Genomic DNA, 17,972 nt, shown 5'->3' on the forward strand with positions numbered 1-17,972 from the left:
AGTTGGCGATGGGTGTCCACGCTAATGATCATATGATTAACAGTCAATCGGGATTTTCTGCTGAACCATAAACCCCCTGTAGGAGTGAGCCTGCTCGCGATAGCGGTGTGTCAGTCACCATCAACATTGACTGATCCACCGCTATCGCGAGCAACCTCACTCCTACAGGGGGTTGTTTTAAGGTTCGAGGCCGATGCGGAAGAACTCGCCGCCGCTCCACACGCCCAACCAGCGCTGCCCGTCGATTTCGCGACTGACCGCCAGTTCCACCAGTTGGTAAAACACATTGCGGTGAATCAGCGCTTCGAGGTTGGTGCGCACATGCACGTAAGGCGCAGGTTCCTGGGTTGTTGGGTCGATCTCGACGCGGATCGGATGTTCCGGCCCGGCCTCGGCGGTCTCTTCAACGTTGGTGGTGAAACGCAGGACCTGCGCCTCGCCCTCGCCTTCGACCTCAACGGCAATCGCCACGAACGGCGCATCGTCGACTTTGATCCCGACCTTTTCGACCGGGGTAATCAGGAAGTAATCATCGCCGTCGCGGCGAATGATGGTGGAGAACAGCTTGACCATCGGCTTGCGCCCGATCGGCGTGCCCAGGTAATACCAGGTGCCGTCGCGGGCGATGCGCATGTCGATGTCGCCGCAGAAGTCCGGATTCCACAAGTGCACCGGCGGCAGGCCTTTGGTTTTGGGGATCTGTCCCAACAGGTCATTGGCTTTTTGCGGGCCACTCATGGCGTACTCCTTGGTTTATTGGTCGCCGACTCCCAGCAGGCTACGCGCATATTGCGCCAGCGGCGGGCCGATCAGGTCTTCCGGCTTGTTATCGTGGAACGTCAGTAAACCGCCACGACTCTTGATGCGTGCAGTATCAATCAAATACTGGGTGCTGGTCTCGATCAACATGATCTGAATCACGCCGCCGTCGATGCCGAGGCGATCCACGGCTTCCTGATCGAGCCACTCGTCAGAGTTGCCGATGCGGTCGTCAGCCTTGGCGAAACGGGTGTACAGCAGGTAGTGCGCGCCGGCATCGCGGGCCTCGCCCATCGCCTGATCAAGACCTTCCGGGGCACGGGCACGGCGGACCATCGGGAAGTATTCGACAAAGCCCTTGAAGGCTTCTTCGGCCACCACGTTCGGGCGCGGATACGAGCCACCCGGCGGTGCGAATGCGCCCTGAGCGATGTAGATGAACGAATCCGGCTGAATGCGGAAATTGTTCACCCGGCGACTGTCGCTGTGATCCAGCAGCCCCGCGTCGCTCATCTGATAGCGAGTGCCTTCGGCCATATCGCTGACAGTCATACAGCCGCCAAGCGCCAAAACGGCCAGCAGCAAAACCAGGCTACGCATCCTCATCCTCCAGAAGCCGGTGACGGAAAACCGGCGAATGGCCGTTGGATGCAGCTTTTGCGCCAGCTCAGGATCTTTGTCGAATGATGGACTGCTTTCGCGAGCAGGCTCGCTCCCACAGGATTGCGAAAAACCCTGTGGGAGCGAGCCTGCTCGCGAAAAAGAGGGATCAGCCGCCGATAATCTTCATGACGGTCGCACCACCGGAGAATGCCACTTCCTGCTTGTCGCCCAGCGCCTTGACCAGAAGACGCTGCAAAGCCGGCAATGCCTGATGACGCGGCTTGTCGAGCAGATCACCGACATAGTGGCGATTGCTCGACGACAGGCAGCCATGCAGCCAACCGGTCGACGACAGACGCAAACGCGAACAGGTTCGGCAGAACGGCACGCTTTCGTTGGCGATCACGCCGAAATGGCCGAGGCCCGGAATCGCATAGCGCACGGCGGTGGCATCCACCGGCGCATCGGCCTGGGCGTACTCGTAGCGCTCGCCGATCAGGCTCAGCAGTTGCTGCAGGCTGACGAACTGTTGCAGGAAGGCATTGGAGTCGGTGGCGAGGTGGCCCATGCGCATCAACTCGATGAAACGCAGCTCGTAGCCACGCTCCAGGCAGTAATCGAGCAGCGGCATCACCTGATCAAGGTTCTGTCCGCGCAACGGCACCATGTTGACCTTGATCTTCATCCCCGCCGCTTTCGCCTGCTCCATGCCATCGAGCACGGTCGCCAGATCGCCGCCACGGGCGATACTGCGGAACGCGCCGGCATCCAGGGTATCGAGGGATACGTTGATCCGGCGCAGACCGGCGTCCACCAGCAACGGGAGCTTTTTCGCCAGGAGTTGACCGTTGGTGGTCAGGCTGATGTCTTCCAGCCCCATCTTGCCGACAGCGCTCATGAAAGATTCGAGTTTGGGGCTGACCAGCGGCTCGCCACCGGTGATGCGCAAGCGTTCGATGCCGGCGGCTTCGATCAGATAAGCCACACCGCGGGCCATGGCCTCGGCCGACAGTTCATCCTGCGCAGCCACCAGCCGCTTGCCGTTGGGCACGCAGTAGGTACAGGCGTAATTGCAGGCTGAAGTCAGGCTGATGCGCAAATTGCGAAAACGCCTGCCTTGACGGTCAACGATCATGATCACTCCGGCGATGAGTTTCGAGCCGCTAAAACTTGACTCACAAATCAAGTTTTAGCAAGCCCTATGCCTGAGTATATTCCTGCAGTACTGCGTCATGTAGCGAAATCATGGCGCAATAAGACCGCTGAATGATTCAGCTGCTTGGCGTTTCCGGATCGCGCTTGCGCTTGTTGCCCATACGCACGCCGATGTCCATCAGGAACTGGAAGAAACCTTCCTGATCTTCCAGCACATTGCTCCAGAACGGCGAGTGATACAGCGCCACCGCACCGTGCACCAGCGCCCAGGACGCGCAGTAGTGGAAGTACGGCGGCACGTCTTCGAGCTTGCCTTCGCTGATCCGGCCCTTGATGAGCAAGGTCAGGCGTTCGAAGTTCGAGGCACGGATCTTGTGCAGCTCCTCGACCATTTCCGGCACCTGATTGCCTTTTACGACCTTCTCTTCGAGACGGTCGAACAGGCGATAGCGCTGCGGGTCGCGCATGCGGAATTCGAAGTAGGCACGGGACAGCGCTTCCTTGTCCTTGTCGACATCGGCCGAATGCAACAGCTCGTTCAAATCACGCTCGTAATCGAGCATCAGGCGTAGATAGATCTCGGCCTTGGATTTGAAATGCTTGTAGATCGTGCCTTTGCCGATACCCACGGCATCAGCAATCATCTCGACGGTGACACTGTCTTCACCTTGTTCGAGGAACAGCTTGAGCGCGGTATCGAGAATTTCTTGCTCGCGGCGACGAAACTCACGGACCTTACGAGGTTCTTTGTGCATAAGAAAAGGTCTGTAGGGGTCAAAATTCGAAGCCGCGTATTATGCCTAACTTGCACAGAAATGCACGGATCATCCGACCATATCTGTGTTTCCTGTTCATTTTGCGAACGCCAGGGGTGCAATGAGAACTCAACTGAAGCGCACGTATTCCAAATTTGTTTAAAAACCCCGACCGGCTAACTGGACTGGACGCCAGACTGATCAATACTTGAACTGTCGGGCGGCATCTCCCCCAAGTGCCGTGCCGATAAAGGTACCAAGGGACCGCGTGCCTTTGTTTTACTCCTAATGGTCTTAACCCGGATTCACCCCCCAGAACCCGGGTTTTTTTTGCCTGCGATTTGCCGAAAATTCCTGTCATTTACGCCCATCGCACCGGTAGGAGCTGCCGCAGGCTGCGATCTTTTGATTTTGATTCTTTAAAAACAACATCAAAAGATCACAGCCTGCGGCAGCTCCTACACGGTCAGCCTTTTACATGCGCCAAGGGAAACAGCCGCTTGAAGTTTTCGGTGGTCTGCTCGGCAAACCGCTCGTAGTTTTCCCCACGCAGCATCGCCAGAAACTCCGCTACTTCACGCACGTACTGCGGCAGGTTCGGTTTGCCGCGATAAGGGATCGGCGCCAGATACGGCGAGTCGGTCTCCACCAGCAGGCGATCGGCCGGCACCTTGCTCGCCACATCACGCAGGGCGTCGGCGTTGCGGAAGGTGACGATGCCCGACAGGGAAATGTAATAACCCATGTCCAACGCAGCCTTGGCCATATCCCAGTCTTCGGTGAAGCAATGCAGCACACCGGCCTGGGGCAACGCGGCTTCGCGCAGCAGTTCGAGGGTATCGGCACGGGCGCCACGGGTGTGGATGATCACTGGCTTACCGGTCTGCTGTGCGGCTTGCAGATGCAAACGGAAGGATTCCTGCTGCAGCTCGGCAGCTTCCGGTTCGTAGTGATAATCCAGACCGGTTTCACCGATCGCCACCACTTTCGGGTGATTGAGTTCGTGTAGCAGCCAGTCCAGCGCCGGCGCCGCGCCCGGTTGCACATCCAATGGGTGCACACCGACCGAGCAATCGACGTCGTCATAGCGCTCGGCGAGGGCTTTGACGTCAGCGGCGTTGTCGGCACTCACGCCGATGCACAGAAAGTGCCCTACCCCGCGCTGGCGAGCCGCATCGAGTGCAGCATCCAGCGAGCCGTCATGGGCGGCGAGGTCGAGGCGATCAAGGTGACAATGGGAATCTACGAGCATAAAAGAGACGGCTACTTACATCGTATGAGTGGGACGGTCGGATTTCAGTGCTCCGGCCAGATGGGTTTCGATGCGACTGCGGGCGGTGTTGTCGCCCTCGTTGAATTGCACGCCGACGCCGGCGGCACGATTGCCCTGCGCGCCTTTGGGGGTGATCCAGGCGACCTTGCCGGCCACCGGAATCTTCTCGGCCTCGTCCATCAGGTTCAGCAGCATGAACACCTCGTCGCCCAACTTGTAGCTCTTGTTGGTCGGGATGAACAGGCCACCGTTCTTGATGAACGGCATGTAGGCGGCGTAAAGCACCGATTTGTCCTTGATCGTCAGGGACAGGATGCCGTTGCGCGGCCCCGGGCTAATGGCTTCATTCATGTTGACCTCCACTGCTGATGTTCAGAGTCTAGGTACACATTCTTATCTTTGGCCAGGCAATCCCGCCCATTGCACCAACAACGCTTCCAGCAGCAGTGCCGGGTTGAGGTTGGCTTTGCTCAGGACTTTCTGCCGCTGGGCGAGAATCCAGTCCTGAATATCGAGGACTTTGCCCTGGGCGCTTTTCTGCGCCAGGTACTGCACGACTTTGCGCATATCGGTCAGGCCGAGACCGTTTTCATCCTGGGTCAGTTGATAGCGCAGGATCAGGCTCGACCAGTCGCAGAACCAGTCGAACAGGCGCAGCATCGGAATGTTTTTCCACTCTTCGGCCAACTGCGTCGGCGATTGCTGTTGCTTGAGCAGCTTCTTCACCCCTTCGACCACCTGCGCCCGCTGTTCGCGCACGCCCTGGGACTGCAGGTTGACCGCCGCCAATGGCGAGCCGGCTGCCAGCGTCAGCAATTCGACGCGCTCCTCTTCAGAGCATTCCGGCAGCGCCTGTGCCAGCCATTGCAGGCTCATGGCCTCACCCGGCAGCGGACACGCCTGCTGCACGCAACGGCTCTTGATCGTCGGCAGCAAACGGCTAGGCTGGTGGCTGACCAGCAACAGCACCGTATCGCCGGACGGCTCTTCGAGGCTCTTGAGCAAGGCGTTGGCGGCGTTGATGTTCATCGACTCCACCGGCTCGATCAGCACCACCTTGCGCCCGCCCAGTTGCGCGGTCTGCACCACGAAACTGACCAGATCGCGCACCTGATCGACCTTGATCGCCTTGTCGGCTTCCTCCGGCTCAAGGATGTAGTTGTCCGGATGGCTGCCGGCCTTGAGCAGCAGGCAGGACTTGCACTCGCCGCACGCTTGCGGTGTCGGACGCTGACAGAGCAGGCTGGCCATCAGACGTTCGGCCAGCGCGCGCTTGCCGATACCCGCCGGGCCGTGCAGCAGGTACGCGTGGGCGTGCTGGCTACGTCCGGCCAGTTGCTGCCAGAGGCTGTCCTGCCATGGATAGGCCTCAGCCACGAATCAGCTCCAGCAAGTTCGGAATCAGGGTATCCAGCGATTGCTGAACCTTGACCAATGGCTGACCGGCATCGATGCGCACATAGCGCGCAGGATCGGCTTCGGCGCGCTTGAGGAACGCACTGCGTACCGCTTCGAAAAACGCCCGGCCTTCCAGCTCAAAGCGATCCAGCCGACCACGGGCAGTGGCGCGAGCCAGGCCGATTTCCACTGGCAGATCGAAAATCAGCGTCAGATCCGGACGCAGGTCGCCCTGCACGAACGTCTCCAGCGCAGCAATGCGTTCCAGCGACAAACCGCGACCGCCGCCCTGATAGGCGTACGTCGAGTCAGTGAAACGATCACACAGCACCACAGCGCCACGAGCCAGCGCCGGGCGGATCACTTCAGCCAGATGCTGGGCGCGCGCGGCGAACACCAGCAACAGCTCGGTGTCGGGGTTCATGACTTCATCGGCCGGGGCCAGCAGCACGTCGCGGATGCGTTCGGCGAGTGGCGTACCGCCGGGCTCGCGAGTCAGCAGCACTTCGATACCTTCGGCGCGCAGGCGCTCGGCGAGGTATTCGCGGTTGGTGCTCTTGCCCGCGCCTTCCGGGCCTTCCAGGGTAATAAACAAGCCAGTCACAGGCAGTCCTTAATCAAAGTCATTGCGCGTTTTGCGGTGCCGCCGTCTCAGGCTCGGCAGCAGGGGTCGGGACTGGCGCAGGATCCTGAGCTGGAACCTGTGGCAGCGCCTCAGGAGCGGTATCCGGGGAAGCAGCGGGAACCGCTTCATCGGTAGCCGGAGCGGCCGGCGCATTCGCCGGGGCCGGGCTGGAGCGGTAATCGGCGCGGCGCTTGAGCTGGAACTCGCGCACTGCATTGTTGTGCGCATCCAGATCATCGGAGAACACATGGCTACCATCGCCACGGGCGACAAAATACAGACTGTTGCCTTCCACCGGATTGAGCGCGGCATGAATCGCCTCGCGGCCGACCATGGCAATCGGCGTCGGCGGCAATCCGGGGATCACATAGGTGTTGTACGGCGTCGGCTCCTTGAGATGAGCACGGGTCAGCTTGCCAGTGTAGCGATCGCCCAAGCCGTAGATCACGGTCGGGTCGGTCTGCAACTGCATGCCCAGCGCCATACGGCGCACGAACACGCCGGCAATCTGCCCACGCTCCTGCGGCACACCGGTTTCCTTTTCCACCAGCGAGGCCATGATCAGCGCTTGGTAAGGCTCACTGTACGGGGCATCGGCCGAGCGGTTCTCCCACTCCTTGGCCAACACTTCATCGAGACGATCAAAGGCTTTCTTCAGCAAGTCGACGTCGGAGAAACCCCGCACGAAGCGATAAGTGTCCGGGAAGAATCGACCCTCGGGGAACAATCCGCGATGACCGATTTTCTCCATCACTTCGCTGTCGCTCAAACCCTTGAGGGTCTGCTCGATCTTTTCATCTTTGGCCAGCGCGGCGCGGACCTGGTGGAAATTCCAGCCCTCGACCAGCGTCAGGCTGTATTGCACCACGTCGCCACGCTTCCACAAGTCGATCAGACCGTTGACGGTCATGCCCGGCTGCATGCGGTATTCGCCGCTGTGGATCGGCGTACCGGCCAGGTTGAAGCGCCAATAAATGCGCAACCAGAAGGCGTCCTTGATGACCCCATCGGTTTCGAGTTCAAGAAAGGTACGGGTCGGCGTCGAGCCTTTCGGCACATCCAGCAGTTCTTCCTGCGTGATGTTCAGGGGCTGTTCCAGCGCCGAATGAATTTTCCAGGCGCTGGCGCCCATCAGCAGCCCTGCCAGAACCAGTCCGGTTTCCAGCAGCAGCAAGAGTTTACGTCTCACGAATCAGGCATCCAGTAGCGCACGGGCAATGGTTTGCAGTTTACGGGTGAGCGGGCCAACCGGCCAGCTCAGTGCAGCGTAGGCGCGTACCGGCCAGACGCCATACACGCTGTTGCACATGAAGACTTCATCAGCCCATTGCAGCTGTTCGAGGCTGATGTCGGTGATTTGAGTGGGGATGGCCAATGACTCGGCCTGAAACAATATTTCAGCACGCATCACTCCGGCTACACCACAGCGCTTCAGATCCGGGGTGATCAGCACGCCGTCGCGCACCAGAAACAGATTGCTGAACACGCCTTCGATGACCCGCCCAGCCTGGTCGAGCATCAAGCCTTCAGCGTGTTCGCCATCGCGCCATTCGGCACGGGCGAGCACTTGCTCCAGACGATTCAGATGCTTGAGCCCGGCCAGCAACGGCTGATTCGACAACCGTGTGACGCAGGGAAACAGGCGCACGCCCTGCTCGCCATGCACGGCAGGATAAACCGCAGGCGGGTTGCCTTGCAGAATGCGGCGGCCCTGCGCCGCAGGATCGGACGCGTAGCCGCGCAAGCCATCACCACGGGTGAGAATGAGCTTGAGCACGCCCTCGCCCATTGCCACGGCATAAGCCAGCAGCTCGCTGCGAATCAGTTCGATATCCACGGCGATGGCCAGACGTGAGCAACCCTCGGCCAGACGCGTCAGGTGACGATCCAGCAAGACCGGCTGGCCGCCGTGCACGGCAATGGTCTCGAACAGACCATCGCCGTAAGCCAGGCCGCGATCTTTCAGCGACAGAGCGTCAGCCGGCTGACCGTCGACCCAGCTGTCCATCACCCAGCGAACCGACGGAACGCCAATGTGCCGTTGGTGCCGCCAAACCCGAAGGAGTTGGACAGTACGACGTCGATGTCCATGTTGCGCGCAGTGTGCGGCACGAAATCGAGATCGCAGCCTTCATCCGGCTCGTCGAGGTTGATGGTTGGCGGGGCTACCTGGCTGTTGATCGCCAGCACACTGAAGATCGCCTCGACCGCGCCCGCCGCACCCAGCAGGTGACCGGTCATGGACTTGGTGGAGCTGACCGCCAGGTTGTAGGCGTGCTCACCGAACACGGTCTTGATCGCGTTGGCTTCGGCAAGGTCGCCGGCCGGGGTCGAGGTACCGTGGGCGTTGATGTACTGCACCTGGTCGATATTGATCTTCGCATCGCGCAGCGCATTGGTGATGCAGCGCGCTGCCCCGGCGCCGTCCGCGGGTGGCGACGTCATGTGGAACGCATCGCCACTGGTGCCGAAGCCGATCAGCTCGGCGTAGATCGTGGCCCCACGGGCCTTGGCGTGCTCGAGCTCTTCGAGGACCAGCGCACCGGCACCGTCAGACAGCACAAAACCATCACGGCCCTTGTCCCATGGACGACTGGCGCGGGTCGGCTCATCGTTGCGCGTCGACAGCGCACGGGACGCGCCGAAGCCGCCCATGCCCAGACCGCACGCGGCCATTTCGGCACCGCCGGCGATCATTACGTCGGCCTCGTCGTACATGATGTTGCGCGCGGCCATGCCAATGCAGTGCGTACCGGTGGTACAGGCAGTGGAAATGGCGTAGTTCGGCCCCTGTGCACCCAGGTGGATGGACAGAAAACCGGAAATCATATTGATGATCGAGCCTGGCACGAAGAATGGCGAGATTCGACGCGGGCCCGTCTCATGCAGGGTACGGCTGGTTTCTTCGATGTTGGTCAGACCGCCGATGCCCGAGCCCATGGCCACGCCAATGCGCTCACGGTTGGCGTCGGTGACTTCCAGACCGGCGTTGCGAACAGCCTGAAACCCCGCGGCCAGACCGTACTGAATGAACAGGTCGAGCTTGCGTGCTTCCTTGACCGACAGGTATTCCTCGACATTGAAGCCCTTTACCGAGCCGCCAAAACGGGTGGAATAGGCAGAAAGGTCGGTGTGTTCGATCAGACCAATGCCACTGCGGCCAGCCAGAATGCCCTGCCAACTGCTCGGCACATCCGTACCCAGTGGCGACAACATACCCATACCGGTGACTACGACGCGTCTACGCGACACAGCACTCTCCTTTTTCAAATGACGACTTTGCATCAGGCCTAAAGAAAAAACCGCACGCCATGATGGCAGTGCGGTTTTTCCATGACAGCAGACAACGATTACAAACTATTACGCCTGGTGGCTAGTAACGTAGTCGATTGCAGCTTGTACAGTAGTGATCTTCTCAGCTTCTTCGTCAGGGATTTCGGTCTCGAATTCCTCTTCCAGAGCCATCACCAGCTCAACGGTGTCAAGGGAGTCAGCACCCAGGTCTTCAACGAAGGAAGCAGTGTTGACCACTTCTTCTTCTTTAACGCCCAGTTGCTCGGCAACGATTTTCTTGACGCGCTCTTCGATGGTGCTCATACCTTGTTTTCACTCCTAATGGACAAATTCAGGCAGCTGGCCAGTGGGTAAGTGTATAGAAAGGCTTTTCAGCTTTTCAACTGAAAGCTTCACTCCTCAAACCCTGCGGCCCTCTGCCTATAAATAGATTGCAGCTTTATAACGGATTTTAGACAGCTCGTATGACATTTTTTTGAAGCAATCCGTCACATTTTACTTACATGTACATCCCACCGTTCACCGGGATTGTAGCCCCAGTGACGTATGCCGCACCGTCGGATGCAAGAAAAGCGACCACCGAAGCGATCTCTTGAGCTTGTCCCAGACGGCCCAGCGGAATCTGCGTCTGCAAGGCTTCACGCTGTGCTTCCGGCAGTTCGCGGGTCATATCGGTGTCGATGAACCCCGGGGTTACCGAGTTGACCGTAATCGAACGCGAACCGACTTCACGCGCCATCGCACGGCTGAAACCTTCCAGACCGGCCTTGGCGGCTGCATAGTTTACTTGGCCTGCGTTGCCCATGGCACCCACCACCGAGCCAATACTGATAATTCGGCCCCAGCGCGCCTTGGTCATGCCACGCAAAACGCCCTTGGACAGGCGATACAGACTGTTCAGGTTGGTATCGATCACGTCGTACCATTCATCGTCTTTCATGCGCATCATCAGGTTATCGCGGGTGATACCGGCATTATTGACCAGAATCGCCGGCGCACCGAACTGTTCCTGAATGCTCGCGATCACGGCGGCAACAGATTCGTCGCTGGTGACGTTCAGTTCCAGACCGGTACCTTGAATGCCGTGCTCCTTGAGCGTGGCAGCAATCGCCTCGGCACCCTTGGCGGAGGTCGCGGTGCCAACAACGATGGCGCCCTGACGACCCAGTTCCAGTGCGATAGCCTGGCCGATACCGCGGCTTGCACCAGTGACCAGTGCAACTTTACCTTGCAGACTCATGCAAGTTTCTCCTGATTCAGGCCAGCGCTGCACGGGCGGCAGCGAAAGCGTCTGGGGTATTGAGATTGGAAGTCGAAACGCCTTCGGCGCAACGTTTGTTCAGACCGGCCAGGACTTTGCCCGGACCGCATTCGATCAGATTGGTCGCGCCTTTGGCAGCCAGGGTCTGAACCGATTCAACCCAGCGAACGGGCTTGTACAGTTGTTCAAGCAGATCACGCTTGAGGGTTTCCAGATCGGCTGGCACTTGCGCGCTGACGTTCTGTACGACCGGGATCTGCGGTGCCTGCCAGTCGATGGCGGCGATGGATTCGGCAAAGCGCTCGGCAGCCGGACGCATCAGTTCGCAGTGCGACGGCACGCTCACCGGCAACGGCATGGCACGCTTGGCGCCACGGGCCTTGCAGCCTTCGATGGCACGCTCGACCGCAGCCTTGGCACCGGCAATCACCACCTGGCCCGGCGAGTTGAAGTTCACCGCGCTGACCACTTCGCCTTGCGCCGCTTCAGCACAGGCTGCCAGCACATCAGCGTCTTCCAGACCGAGGATGGCAGCCATGCCGCCCTGCCCGGCCGGAACGGCTTCCTGCATCAGCTGGCCACGGCGCTCAACGAGCTTCACCGCGTCAGCCAGGCTCAGACTGCCGGCAGCAACCAGCGCGCTGTATTCACCCAGGCTGTGACCAGCAACAAATGCCGGACGCGCGCCGCCTTCAGCCAGCCACAGACGCCACAGGGCGATCGAAGCGGTCAGGATGGCCGGTTGGGTTTTGTCGGTTTGATTGAGCAGCTCTTCCGGGCCCTGCTGGGTCAGCGCCCACAGGTCATAGCCCAGAGCCTCAGAGGCTTCTTTGAATGTTTCGAGGATCAATGGATATTCCGCGCCCAGCTCGGCGAGCATGCCGAGGGACTGCGAACCCTGTCCTGGAAAGACGAATGCGAGGGAAGCAGACATGTAACAAGCCCCTAATGATCTTGTCGTCGAAAAATGACGCCCCGCAGGGGGACGCAAGAAACTGACAGTTGGATGGCCCTTTGAACCGGGCGGTCACATTTAAGCATTGTCGGACGAAAACGCCTAAGACAACAAATCCTCCAGACGACCGTGGAGGCGTTCGGGCAGGTTCTCCTGAATTTCGATCAGCGCGCGCTGAATCGCACTCTGAAAGCCCTGAACCCCGGCCGAACCGTGACTTTTCACCACGATACCCTGCAAGCCGAGGAAGCTTGCGCCGTTATGTCGCGCCGGCGCCAGATCCGCCTGCAGACGCTTCATCAATGGCAGGGCCAAAGCACCTACCACGCGGGAAGCAAAATTTTTCTTGAACAAGGCCTCGATGCGCGCCGCGATCATCGTCGCCACGCCTTCGCTGGACTTGAGCAGGATATTGCCGACAAAACCGTCACAGACCACCACATCCGCCTCGCCGCGATACAGGCCATCACCCTCGACAAAACCGATGTAGTTGATGCCGCGCGCTGCCTGCAGCAGGGTCGCCGCCAGCTTGACCTGCTGATTGCCCTTGATGTCTTCGGTGCCGATATTCAGCAATGCGACACGCGGCCGGGCAATGCCCAGCGTCTGCGCGGCCACCGACCCCATCACCGCGAACTGCAACAGATGCTCGGCGCTGCAATCGACGTTCGCGCCCAGATCGAGCAACTGGCAATAACCCTCCTGCGTCGGAATCGCCGCCACCATCGCTGGCCGGTCAATACCCGGCAAGGTCTTGAGCACGAATCGCGACAGCGCCATCAGCGCCCCGGTATTGCCTGCGCTGACACAGGCCTGAGCCTTGCCGTCACGCACCAGTTCCAGGGCGACACGCATCGACGAGTCCGGCTTGCCACGCAAGGCCTGGGTCGGCTTTTCGTCCATGGTGATGACTTCGGACGCCGGGACAATCGTCAGGCGTGCGCGATCGGCAGCCGATTGGCCGTTGATCAGTTCTTCAAGTAGGGAGGGTTGACCGACGAGGGTCAGGTGCAGCGAGGGCGTAGCAGAAAGGCAAGCAAGGCTGGCCTGAACAATGCTGCGGGGACCGAAGTCCCCGCCCATTGCGTCAATCGCGATGACTTGAGCGGACAAGTGATTACTCGTCAGCGCCCTTGTCGATCACTTTACGGCCACGGTATACGCCTTCTGGCGATACGTGGTGACGCAGGTGAACTTCACCAGTGGTTTTTTCTACAGACAGGGTGCTAGCCTCGAGAGCGTCGTGCGAACGGCGCATGTCACGGGCAGAGCGGGATTTTTTGTTCTGCTGAACAGCCATAATTGATTAACTCCTAAACGTTTGGGTCACGCTTTAACTGCGCCAATACACTGAACGGGTTGGACCGCGTTACCTCGTCCTCGCTCGGTTCGGGCTCATCTGCTCCCGCCGGCTGCTGGCATTCTTCCGGATGATGAGCAGGCACAATGGGCAAGGCGAGCAGAAGCTCCTCCTCGATCAGTGACTGCAGATCCAATGGATCTTCGCCCAGTTCCAGCACGTCATAACCTTTCGGTAACGACTGGGTATTCGCACCCTCCTTCACTACAGCGTAACTGCATTCGCTGTGGATCGGCAGGGTGACCAGCTCAAGACAACGCTGGCAAACCATTTTGACTTCGGTGTCGATAAAGCTGTGGATCACCACAGATTTACGTTCATCTCGTTCAAAAACGAATTTGGCCTGCACCGTACCGACATCGTCGGAAAGCGGGTCGCAGAGTCTCTTCAAATCGGCCAGCAGCAGTTCACCTTGAAGGGTGGTGCCACGGTCAGCCAATTTGCGCGGGTCAACGTGAGGTGGAATCGGGTCATTCAACATAGGCGCAGCATTATAGGGATGCCCCCACCCATGTCAAAGGAAATTGTGCCCTGTCCGTCACTTGCGTGCCTCCGCTAGAATTCGCACCTGCCTCAGGAGACGCCAATGCTGCCTTTATTACTCGCCTCAAGCTCGACTTATCGCCGGGAATTGCTCGCCCGCCTGCACCTGCCGTTCGTCTGCAGCTCGCCGGATATCGACGAAAGCCACCGACCGGGCGAATCCGCCATCGAACTGGTCAAGCGCCTCGCCGAACAGAAAGCCCGGGCACTGGTCGCCAACCACCCTGCTCACCTGATCATCGGCTCGGACCAGGTCGCAGTGCTCGGCGAACGGATCATCGGCAAGCCACACACCTTCGACAAGGCTCGCGAGCAACTGCTGGCCGCCAGCGGTGCCAGCGTGACCTTCCTCACCGGCCTGGCCCTGCTCAACAGCCAGACCGGCCAATGCCAGGTCGACTGCGTGCCGTTTACCGTGCACATGCGCCAGCTCGACGAGGCGCGCATCGAACGCTACCTGCACCTGGAGCAACCCTACGACTGCGCCGGCAGCTTCAAGGCCGAAGGTTTGGGCGTGAGTCTGTTCCAGTCCACCGAAGGGCCTGATGCCACCAGCCTGATCGGTCTGCCACTGATTCGCCTGATCGACATGCTGCTGGCTGAAGGCGTGCAGATCCCTTAACGCAAAGATCGCAGCCTGCGGCAGCTCCTGCAGGTTTCATGTCCGATCGCGTTTTTGCGGTGACATGAAACCTGTAGGAGCTACCGCAGGCTGCGATCTTTTGATCTACCGGTAAATTAACGCAACGATGGCCCGTGAAACCCCATCCACATCGCCAACTGCTCAGCCACACTGGCACCGAGCTTCTTCGAGAAGCGATCAAACGGCGATTCCTGAACAGTAAAGTCCACCAACTCCTTCTCGCCAATCACATCCCGCGCCACCGAGCTGGCATTGCCCAACCCATCGATCAGCCCCAACGGCAGCGCCTGCTCGCCCGACCAGACCAGACCGGAAAACAACTCCGGATGCTCCTTGTCCTTCAGGCGATCGCCACGACCCTGCTTGACGCTATTAATGAACTGTTTGTGCGTGGTATCCAGCACGGTCTGCCAGAACGCGGTTTCGTCAGGCTTCTGCGGCTGAAACGGATCCAGAAACGACTTGTGCTCGCCCGAGGTGTAAGTGCGACGCTCGACGCCCAGCTTGTCCATGGTGCCGACAAACCCGTAACCGGCGGCCGTTACACCGATGGAGCCGACCAGACTGGCCTTGTCGGCATAGATCTGATCCGCAGCACTGGCGATGTAATAGGCACCGGACGCACCGAGATCGGAAATCACCGCGTACACCTTGGTATCCGGGTGCAGGCTGCGCAAACGCTTGATCTCGTCATACACATAACCCGACTGCACCGGACTGCCACCAGGACTGTTGATCCGCAGGATCACGCCCTTGACCTTCTTGTCCTCGAAGGCTGCACGCAGGCTGCCGACGATGTTGTCAGCGCTCGCGGGCTCCTTGTCGGCAATCATGCCAGTGACGTCGATCAGCGCGGTGTAGTTCGGCCCACGGGTGGCGCTCTTTTCCATGTCCATCAGCGGCGTGAACAGGATCAACGCAACAAACAGATAAACAAACGTCAGCAGCTTGAAGAAAATCCCCCAACGCCGTGAGCGACGCTGCTCCTGCACACTGGCCAATAAAGTCTTTTCCAGCAGCTTCCAGCTTTTCTCGTCACCGCCGTCGGCACTTGCCTTGGCCGGTGCTTTCCATTCGTCGGTCATGCGCTACCCCAGCAAAAACGTATTAAGCCTGCTGCCCCAGCCAGGCGTGCAATTCACTAAAACGGTCGATCGACAGGCGCGGTTCGAACTGCTGCAGCGACTCGATCGACTGCGCGCCATAGCTGACCGCCACCGACGCCATGCCCGCATTGCGTGCCATCAGCAGATCGAAGGACGAATCCCCGACCATCAGCGCCTGCTCGGGCCGCACGCGACAATGCGCGAGAATCTGCTCGAGCATCAGCGGGTGCGGCTTGCTCGCGGTCTCGTCCGCGGCGCGGGTAATATCGAAATAATCTTCCCAGCCATTGGCCTTGAGCACCCGATCCAGTCCGCGACGATTCTTGCCGGTCGCAACCGCCAGGTGATAACCCTGCTCGCGAAACGACGCCATCGACTCGACTACACCTTCGAACAACGGCGAAGGCACGGCTTCTGCTGCGATGTAGTGATCAGCGTAATACTCGCGAAACAAGGTCATCTCGGCATCGCTGATGTCCGGATACAAGGTGCGGATCGCCTCGGGCAAGCCCAGACCGATGATGCCCTTGACGGCAAAATCATCACGCAACTCGAAACCGGAACGCCCGGACGCAGAATGCATCGCCTCGACAATCCGACCAATGGAATCGGCGAGGGTGCCGTCCCAATCAAAAATCAGCAGTTTGTAATCAGATGGGCGCACTCAATCGCTCCACGGTCTTGGCCCACATTTCATCCACTGGCGCCTGCAACTTGAGCTCACCGCCATCGGGCAGCGGCACGGTCAGCATGTAGGCGTGCAGGAACAGACGCTTGCCGCCCAGATCACGGATTTCCTTGCTGAAACCGTCGTCGCCGTACTTGGTGTCGCCCGCAATGCAATGCCCGGCGTGCAACGTATGGACGCGGATCTGATGCGTGCGACCGGTGATCGGCTTGGCTTCGATCAGAGTGGCAAAATCGCCGAAACGGCGCAGGACCTTGAACACGGTCACCGACTCCTTGCCCTCCTCCTCGTCGACCTCGACCATCCGTTCGCCGGAGCGCAGGTTGCTCTTGCCCAGCGCGGCACGGACTTGCTTGATCGAGGTCGCCCAGTTGCCGCGAACCAGCGCCATGTAGCGCTTGTCGACACCATCGCCGCGCAAGGCGGCGTGCAAATGGCGCAACATGCTGCGCTTCTTGGCGATCATCAGCAGGCCGGAAGTGTCACGGTCGAGACGGTGAACCAGCTCCAGCTCCTTGGCATCGGGGCGCAACTGACGAAAGGCTTCGATCACCCCGTAATTCAAGCCACTGCCGCCGTGAACCGCAATGCCGGCGGGCTTGTTGATCACGATCAGGGCTTTGTCTTCGTAGACAATCGAGGCTTCCAGGCGCTGCAACAGGCCTTGAGCCAATGGCACCGGCTCGTCGCGCTCAGGCACACGAACGGGCGGCACGCGCACGATATCGCCGGCCTGCAGCTTGTATTCGGGCTTGATCCGCCCCTTGTTCACGCGCACTTCACCTTTACGCAAAATGCGGTAAATCAAGGTCTTGGGCACGCCTTTGAGCCGGGCAAGGAGGAAATTGTCGATTCGTTGGCCGGCATACTCCGGCGAGACTTCAAGCAGTTGAACGCCTGGAGTCGAAGGGGCAGTAGTTGTCATGCCGCCGATGATAACAATTTTTATGGAATTGAAGCACTTAATCATTGCTGCTATAGTCGCGAACGCCGCCAAAAGCGGCCTGGACAGCGGAACCACGGTCAAAAACCGGCCCTGACCAACGCAATTCACCAGGACGCGAGGCCGTCCTACGGGGCTTTCGCTACGTAACGGTGGAGTTTGCAGTTGTAACAAGCGCAGGTGACATGAGGCCTGAATTACACCGTCGAGCAGAGTTTTCACTCGCCTGACAGGCAAATATTCGAGGCCAGTTCACAAAGTGCAGTCAGCTGCAGATGACCCCGAGCGAAGGCTTCGGAAACATCGCCTGAATTAGCCATGATGCGTGACCTCCCCTTTCGGAGCTCACGGTAAATGCCAACCCGCTGCGGATTCTGCGCGCGGCAGCACCCGAATTATCAGGGATACGTGTAGGGTGGAGATGCACAACCGCCGGACTGTGTAGCAATAGGCTTTATCAAGACGCTTCATCTCGTCCACAGCCGCTGGTTGATTCCTCCTCCTGACTGAGTGCTTAAGTAGCCACAGCAAGCAGGACGCGTACGTCGCGATATCGGCCCAATTGGCCTGACATCGCTGGACACGGGAATGGCCAACCACTCCCGACGCAC

At 59.5% G+C, this 17,972-nt stretch carries 21 protein-coding genes; 1 reads left to right on the forward strand and 20 read right to left on the reverse strand.

What is annotated here, in order from left to right; all coding sequences use genetic code 11:
* Window positions 1–177 precede the first annotated feature (177 nt).
* From BW33_RS10405 to BW33_RS10485, 17 genes are all read right to left on the reverse strand, one after another.
* On the reverse strand, window positions 178–738 hold the full coding sequence (locus BW33_RS10405) for a DUF1285 domain-containing protein (protein WP_007967615.1): 561 nt from the start codon (window positions 736–738) through the stop codon (window positions 178–180).
* Window positions 739–753: 15 nt separating this feature from the next.
* The gene (locus tag BW33_RS10410) at window positions 754–1,359 is read right to left on the reverse strand and encodes a DUF4823 domain-containing protein (protein ID WP_007967613.1); all 606 of its coding nucleotides are present in this window, start codon (window positions 1,357–1,359) and stop codon (window positions 754–756) included.
* 169 nt (window positions 1,360–1,528) lie between these two features.
* Window positions 1,529–2,497: a GTP 3',8-cyclase MoaA gene (locus BW33_RS10415; protein ID WP_047598789.1), complete on the reverse strand. Its 969-nt coding sequence runs from the start codon at window positions 2,495–2,497 to the stop codon at window positions 1,529–1,531.
* 136 nt (window positions 2,498–2,633) lie between these two features.
* Window positions 2,634–3,272 (reverse strand): TetR/AcrR family transcriptional regulator, encoded by a 639-nt coding sequence (locus tag BW33_RS10420; RefSeq protein ID WP_007950805.1) that lies wholly within the window; start codon window positions 3,270–3,272, stop codon window positions 2,634–2,636.
* Window positions 3,273–3,738: 466 nt separating this feature from the next.
* Complete coding sequence (locus tag BW33_RS10425; RefSeq protein ID WP_047598790.1) at window positions 3,739–4,524, reverse strand: TatD family hydrolase; 786 nt, start codon at window positions 4,522–4,524, stop codon at window positions 3,739–3,741.
* Window positions 4,525–4,539: 15 nt separating this feature from the next.
* Complete coding sequence (locus tag BW33_RS10430; protein ID WP_027612362.1) at window positions 4,540–4,896, reverse strand: PilZ domain-containing protein; 357 nt, start codon at window positions 4,894–4,896, stop codon at window positions 4,540–4,542.
* A gap of 42 nt (window positions 4,897–4,938) precedes the next feature.
* Complete coding sequence (locus BW33_RS10435) at window positions 4,939–5,922, reverse strand: DNA polymerase III subunit delta' (protein ID WP_047598793.1); 984 nt, start codon at window positions 5,920–5,922, stop codon at window positions 4,939–4,941.
* Window positions 5,915–6,547: a dTMP kinase gene (gene tmk, locus BW33_RS10440; RefSeq protein WP_047598794.1), complete on the reverse strand. Its 633-nt coding sequence runs from the start codon at window positions 6,545–6,547 to the stop codon at window positions 5,915–5,917. The genes BW33_RS10435 and tmk overlap by 8 nt, the downstream gene beginning before the upstream one ends.
* A gap of 19 nt (window positions 6,548–6,566) precedes the next feature.
* Window positions 6,567–7,757 (reverse strand): endolytic transglycosylase MltG, encoded by a 1,191-nt coding sequence (mltG, locus tag BW33_RS10445; RefSeq protein WP_047598795.1) that lies wholly within the window; start codon window positions 7,755–7,757, stop codon window positions 6,567–6,569.
* 3 nt (window positions 7,758–7,760) lie between these two features.
* Window positions 7,761–8,576 carry an aminodeoxychorismate lyase gene (gene pabC, locus BW33_RS10450; protein WP_047598796.1) on the reverse strand — a complete coding sequence of 272 codons (816 nt, stop codon included), beginning with the start codon at window positions 8,574–8,576 and terminating at the stop codon, window positions 7,761–7,763.
* Complete coding sequence (gene fabF, locus BW33_RS10455; RefSeq protein ID WP_027612357.1) at window positions 8,576–9,820, reverse strand: beta-ketoacyl-ACP synthase II; 1,245 nt, start codon at window positions 9,818–9,820, stop codon at window positions 8,576–8,578. Before fabF ends, pabC begins: the two co-directional genes overlap by 1 nt.
* A gap of 108 nt (window positions 9,821–9,928) precedes the next feature.
* Window positions 9,929–10,165, reverse strand: coding sequence for an acyl carrier protein (acpP, locus tag BW33_RS10460; RefSeq protein WP_003175607.1), 237 nt, complete (start codon window positions 10,163–10,165; stop codon window positions 9,929–9,931).
* 196 nt (window positions 10,166–10,361) lie between these two features.
* Window positions 10,362–11,102 (reverse strand): 3-oxoacyl-ACP reductase FabG, encoded by a 741-nt coding sequence (gene fabG / locus BW33_RS10465; RefSeq protein ID WP_027612356.1) that lies wholly within the window; start codon window positions 11,100–11,102, stop codon window positions 10,362–10,364.
* A 16-nt stretch (window positions 11,103–11,118) separates the two neighbouring features.
* Entirely contained in the window at window positions 11,119–12,057 is a 939-nt protein-coding gene (gene fabD, locus BW33_RS10470; protein ID WP_047598797.1) for an ACP S-malonyltransferase, read from the reverse strand.
* Window positions 12,058–12,180: 123 nt separating this feature from the next.
* Complete coding sequence (gene plsX / locus BW33_RS10475) at window positions 12,181–13,191, reverse strand: phosphate acyltransferase PlsX (RefSeq protein ID WP_081794203.1); 1,011 nt, start codon at window positions 13,189–13,191, stop codon at window positions 12,181–12,183.
* A 4-nt stretch (window positions 13,192–13,195) separates the two neighbouring features.
* Window positions 13,196–13,378 (reverse strand): 50S ribosomal protein L32, encoded by a 183-nt coding sequence (rpmF, locus tag BW33_RS10480; RefSeq protein WP_003179396.1) that lies wholly within the window; start codon window positions 13,376–13,378, stop codon window positions 13,196–13,198.
* Window positions 13,379–13,391: 13 nt separating this feature from the next.
* Window positions 13,392–13,919, reverse strand: a complete 528-nt coding sequence (locus tag BW33_RS10485) for a YceD family protein (protein ID WP_003204262.1) — start codon at window positions 13,917–13,919, stop codon at window positions 13,392–13,394.
* A gap of 105 nt (window positions 13,920–14,024) precedes the next feature.
* On the opposite strand from BW33_RS10485, the gene BW33_RS10490 reads away from it, so the two are divergent.
* A complete protein-coding gene (locus BW33_RS10490) occupies window positions 14,025–14,603 on the forward strand; it encodes a Maf family protein (protein ID WP_047598799.1) in 579 nt (192 codons plus the stop codon).
* Window positions 14,604–14,719: 116 nt separating this feature from the next.
* On the opposite strand, the gene sppA is transcribed toward BW33_RS10490, so the two are convergent.
* The 3 genes from sppA to rluC are packed head-to-tail and all read right to left on the reverse strand — an operon-like array spanning window position 14,720 to window position 17,343.
* A complete protein-coding gene (gene sppA / locus BW33_RS10495; RefSeq protein ID WP_047598800.1) occupies window positions 14,720–15,709 on the reverse strand; it encodes a signal peptide peptidase SppA in 990 nt (329 codons plus the stop codon).
* A gap of 22 nt (window positions 15,710–15,731) precedes the next feature.
* Window positions 15,732–16,394 (reverse strand): HAD-IA family hydrolase, encoded by a 663-nt coding sequence (locus BW33_RS10500; RefSeq protein ID WP_047598802.1) that lies wholly within the window; start codon window positions 16,392–16,394, stop codon window positions 15,732–15,734.
* Complete coding sequence (gene rluC, locus BW33_RS10505) at window positions 16,381–17,343, reverse strand: 23S rRNA pseudouridine(955/2504/2580) synthase RluC (RefSeq protein WP_007950779.1); 963 nt, start codon at window positions 17,341–17,343, stop codon at window positions 16,381–16,383. The genes BW33_RS10500 and rluC overlap by 14 nt, the downstream gene beginning before the upstream one ends.
* Between the last annotated feature and the right edge of the window lie 629 nt (window positions 17,344–17,972).

Origin of the sequence: Pseudomonas sp. RIT288 (assembly GCF_000631985.1) — a bacterium.
Taxonomy (GTDB): Bacteria; Pseudomonadota; Gammaproteobacteria; order Pseudomonadales; family Pseudomonadaceae; genus Aquipseudomonas.

Excerpts from the sequence above, each read along its gene's own strand:
- BW33_RS10405 (WP_007967615.1), bottom strand. The coding sequence starts at position 738 with ATGAGTGGCCCGCAAAAAGCCAATGACCTGTTGGGACAGATCCCCAAA.
- BW33_RS10410 (WP_007967613.1), bottom strand. The coding sequence starts at position 1,359 with ATGCGTAGCCTGGTTTTGCTGCTGGCCGTTTTGGCGCTTGGCGGCTGT.
- BW33_RS10415 (WP_047598789.1), bottom strand. The coding sequence starts at position 2,497 with ATGATCGTTGACCGTCAAGGCAGGCGTTTTCGCAATTTGCGCATCAGC.
- BW33_RS10420 (WP_007950805.1), bottom strand. The coding sequence starts at position 3,272 with ATGCACAAAGAACCTCGTAAGGTCCGTGAGTTTCGTCGCCGCGAGCAA.
- BW33_RS10425 (WP_047598790.1), bottom strand. The coding sequence starts at position 4,524 with ATGCTCGTAGATTCCCATTGTCACCTTGATCGCCTCGACCTCGCCGCC.
- BW33_RS10430 (WP_027612362.1), bottom strand. The coding sequence starts at position 4,896 with ATGAATGAAGCCATTAGCCCGGGGCCGCGCAACGGCATCCTGTCCCTG.
- pabC (WP_047598796.1), bottom strand. The coding sequence starts at position 8,576 with ATGGACAGCTGGGTCGACGGTCAGCCGGCTGACGCTCTGTCGCTGAAA.
- acpP (WP_003175607.1), bottom strand. The coding sequence starts at position 10,165 with ATGAGCACCATCGAAGAGCGCGTCAAGAAAATCGTTGCCGAGCAACTG.
- fabG (WP_027612356.1), bottom strand. The coding sequence starts at position 11,102 with ATGAGTCTGCAAGGTAAAGTTGCACTGGTCACTGGTGCAAGCCGCGGT.
- fabD (WP_047598797.1), bottom strand. The coding sequence starts at position 12,057 with ATGTCTGCTTCCCTCGCATTCGTCTTTCCAGGACAGGGTTCGCAGTCC.
- rpmF (WP_003179396.1), bottom strand. The coding sequence starts at position 13,378 with ATGGCTGTTCAGCAGAACAAAAAATCCCGCTCTGCCCGTGACATGCGC.
- BW33_RS10485 (WP_003204262.1), bottom strand. The coding sequence starts at position 13,919 with ATGTTGAATGACCCGATTCCACCTCACGTTGACCCGCGCAAATTGGCT.
- BW33_RS10490 (WP_047598799.1), top strand. The coding sequence starts at position 14,025 with ATGCTGCCTTTATTACTCGCCTCAAGCTCGACTTATCGCCGGGAATTG.
- sppA (WP_047598800.1), bottom strand. The coding sequence starts at position 15,709 with ATGACCGACGAATGGAAAGCACCGGCCAAGGCAAGTGCCGACGGCGGT.
- rluC (WP_007950779.1), bottom strand. The coding sequence starts at position 17,343 with ATGACAACTACTGCCCCTTCGACTCCAGGCGTTCAACTGCTTGAAGTC.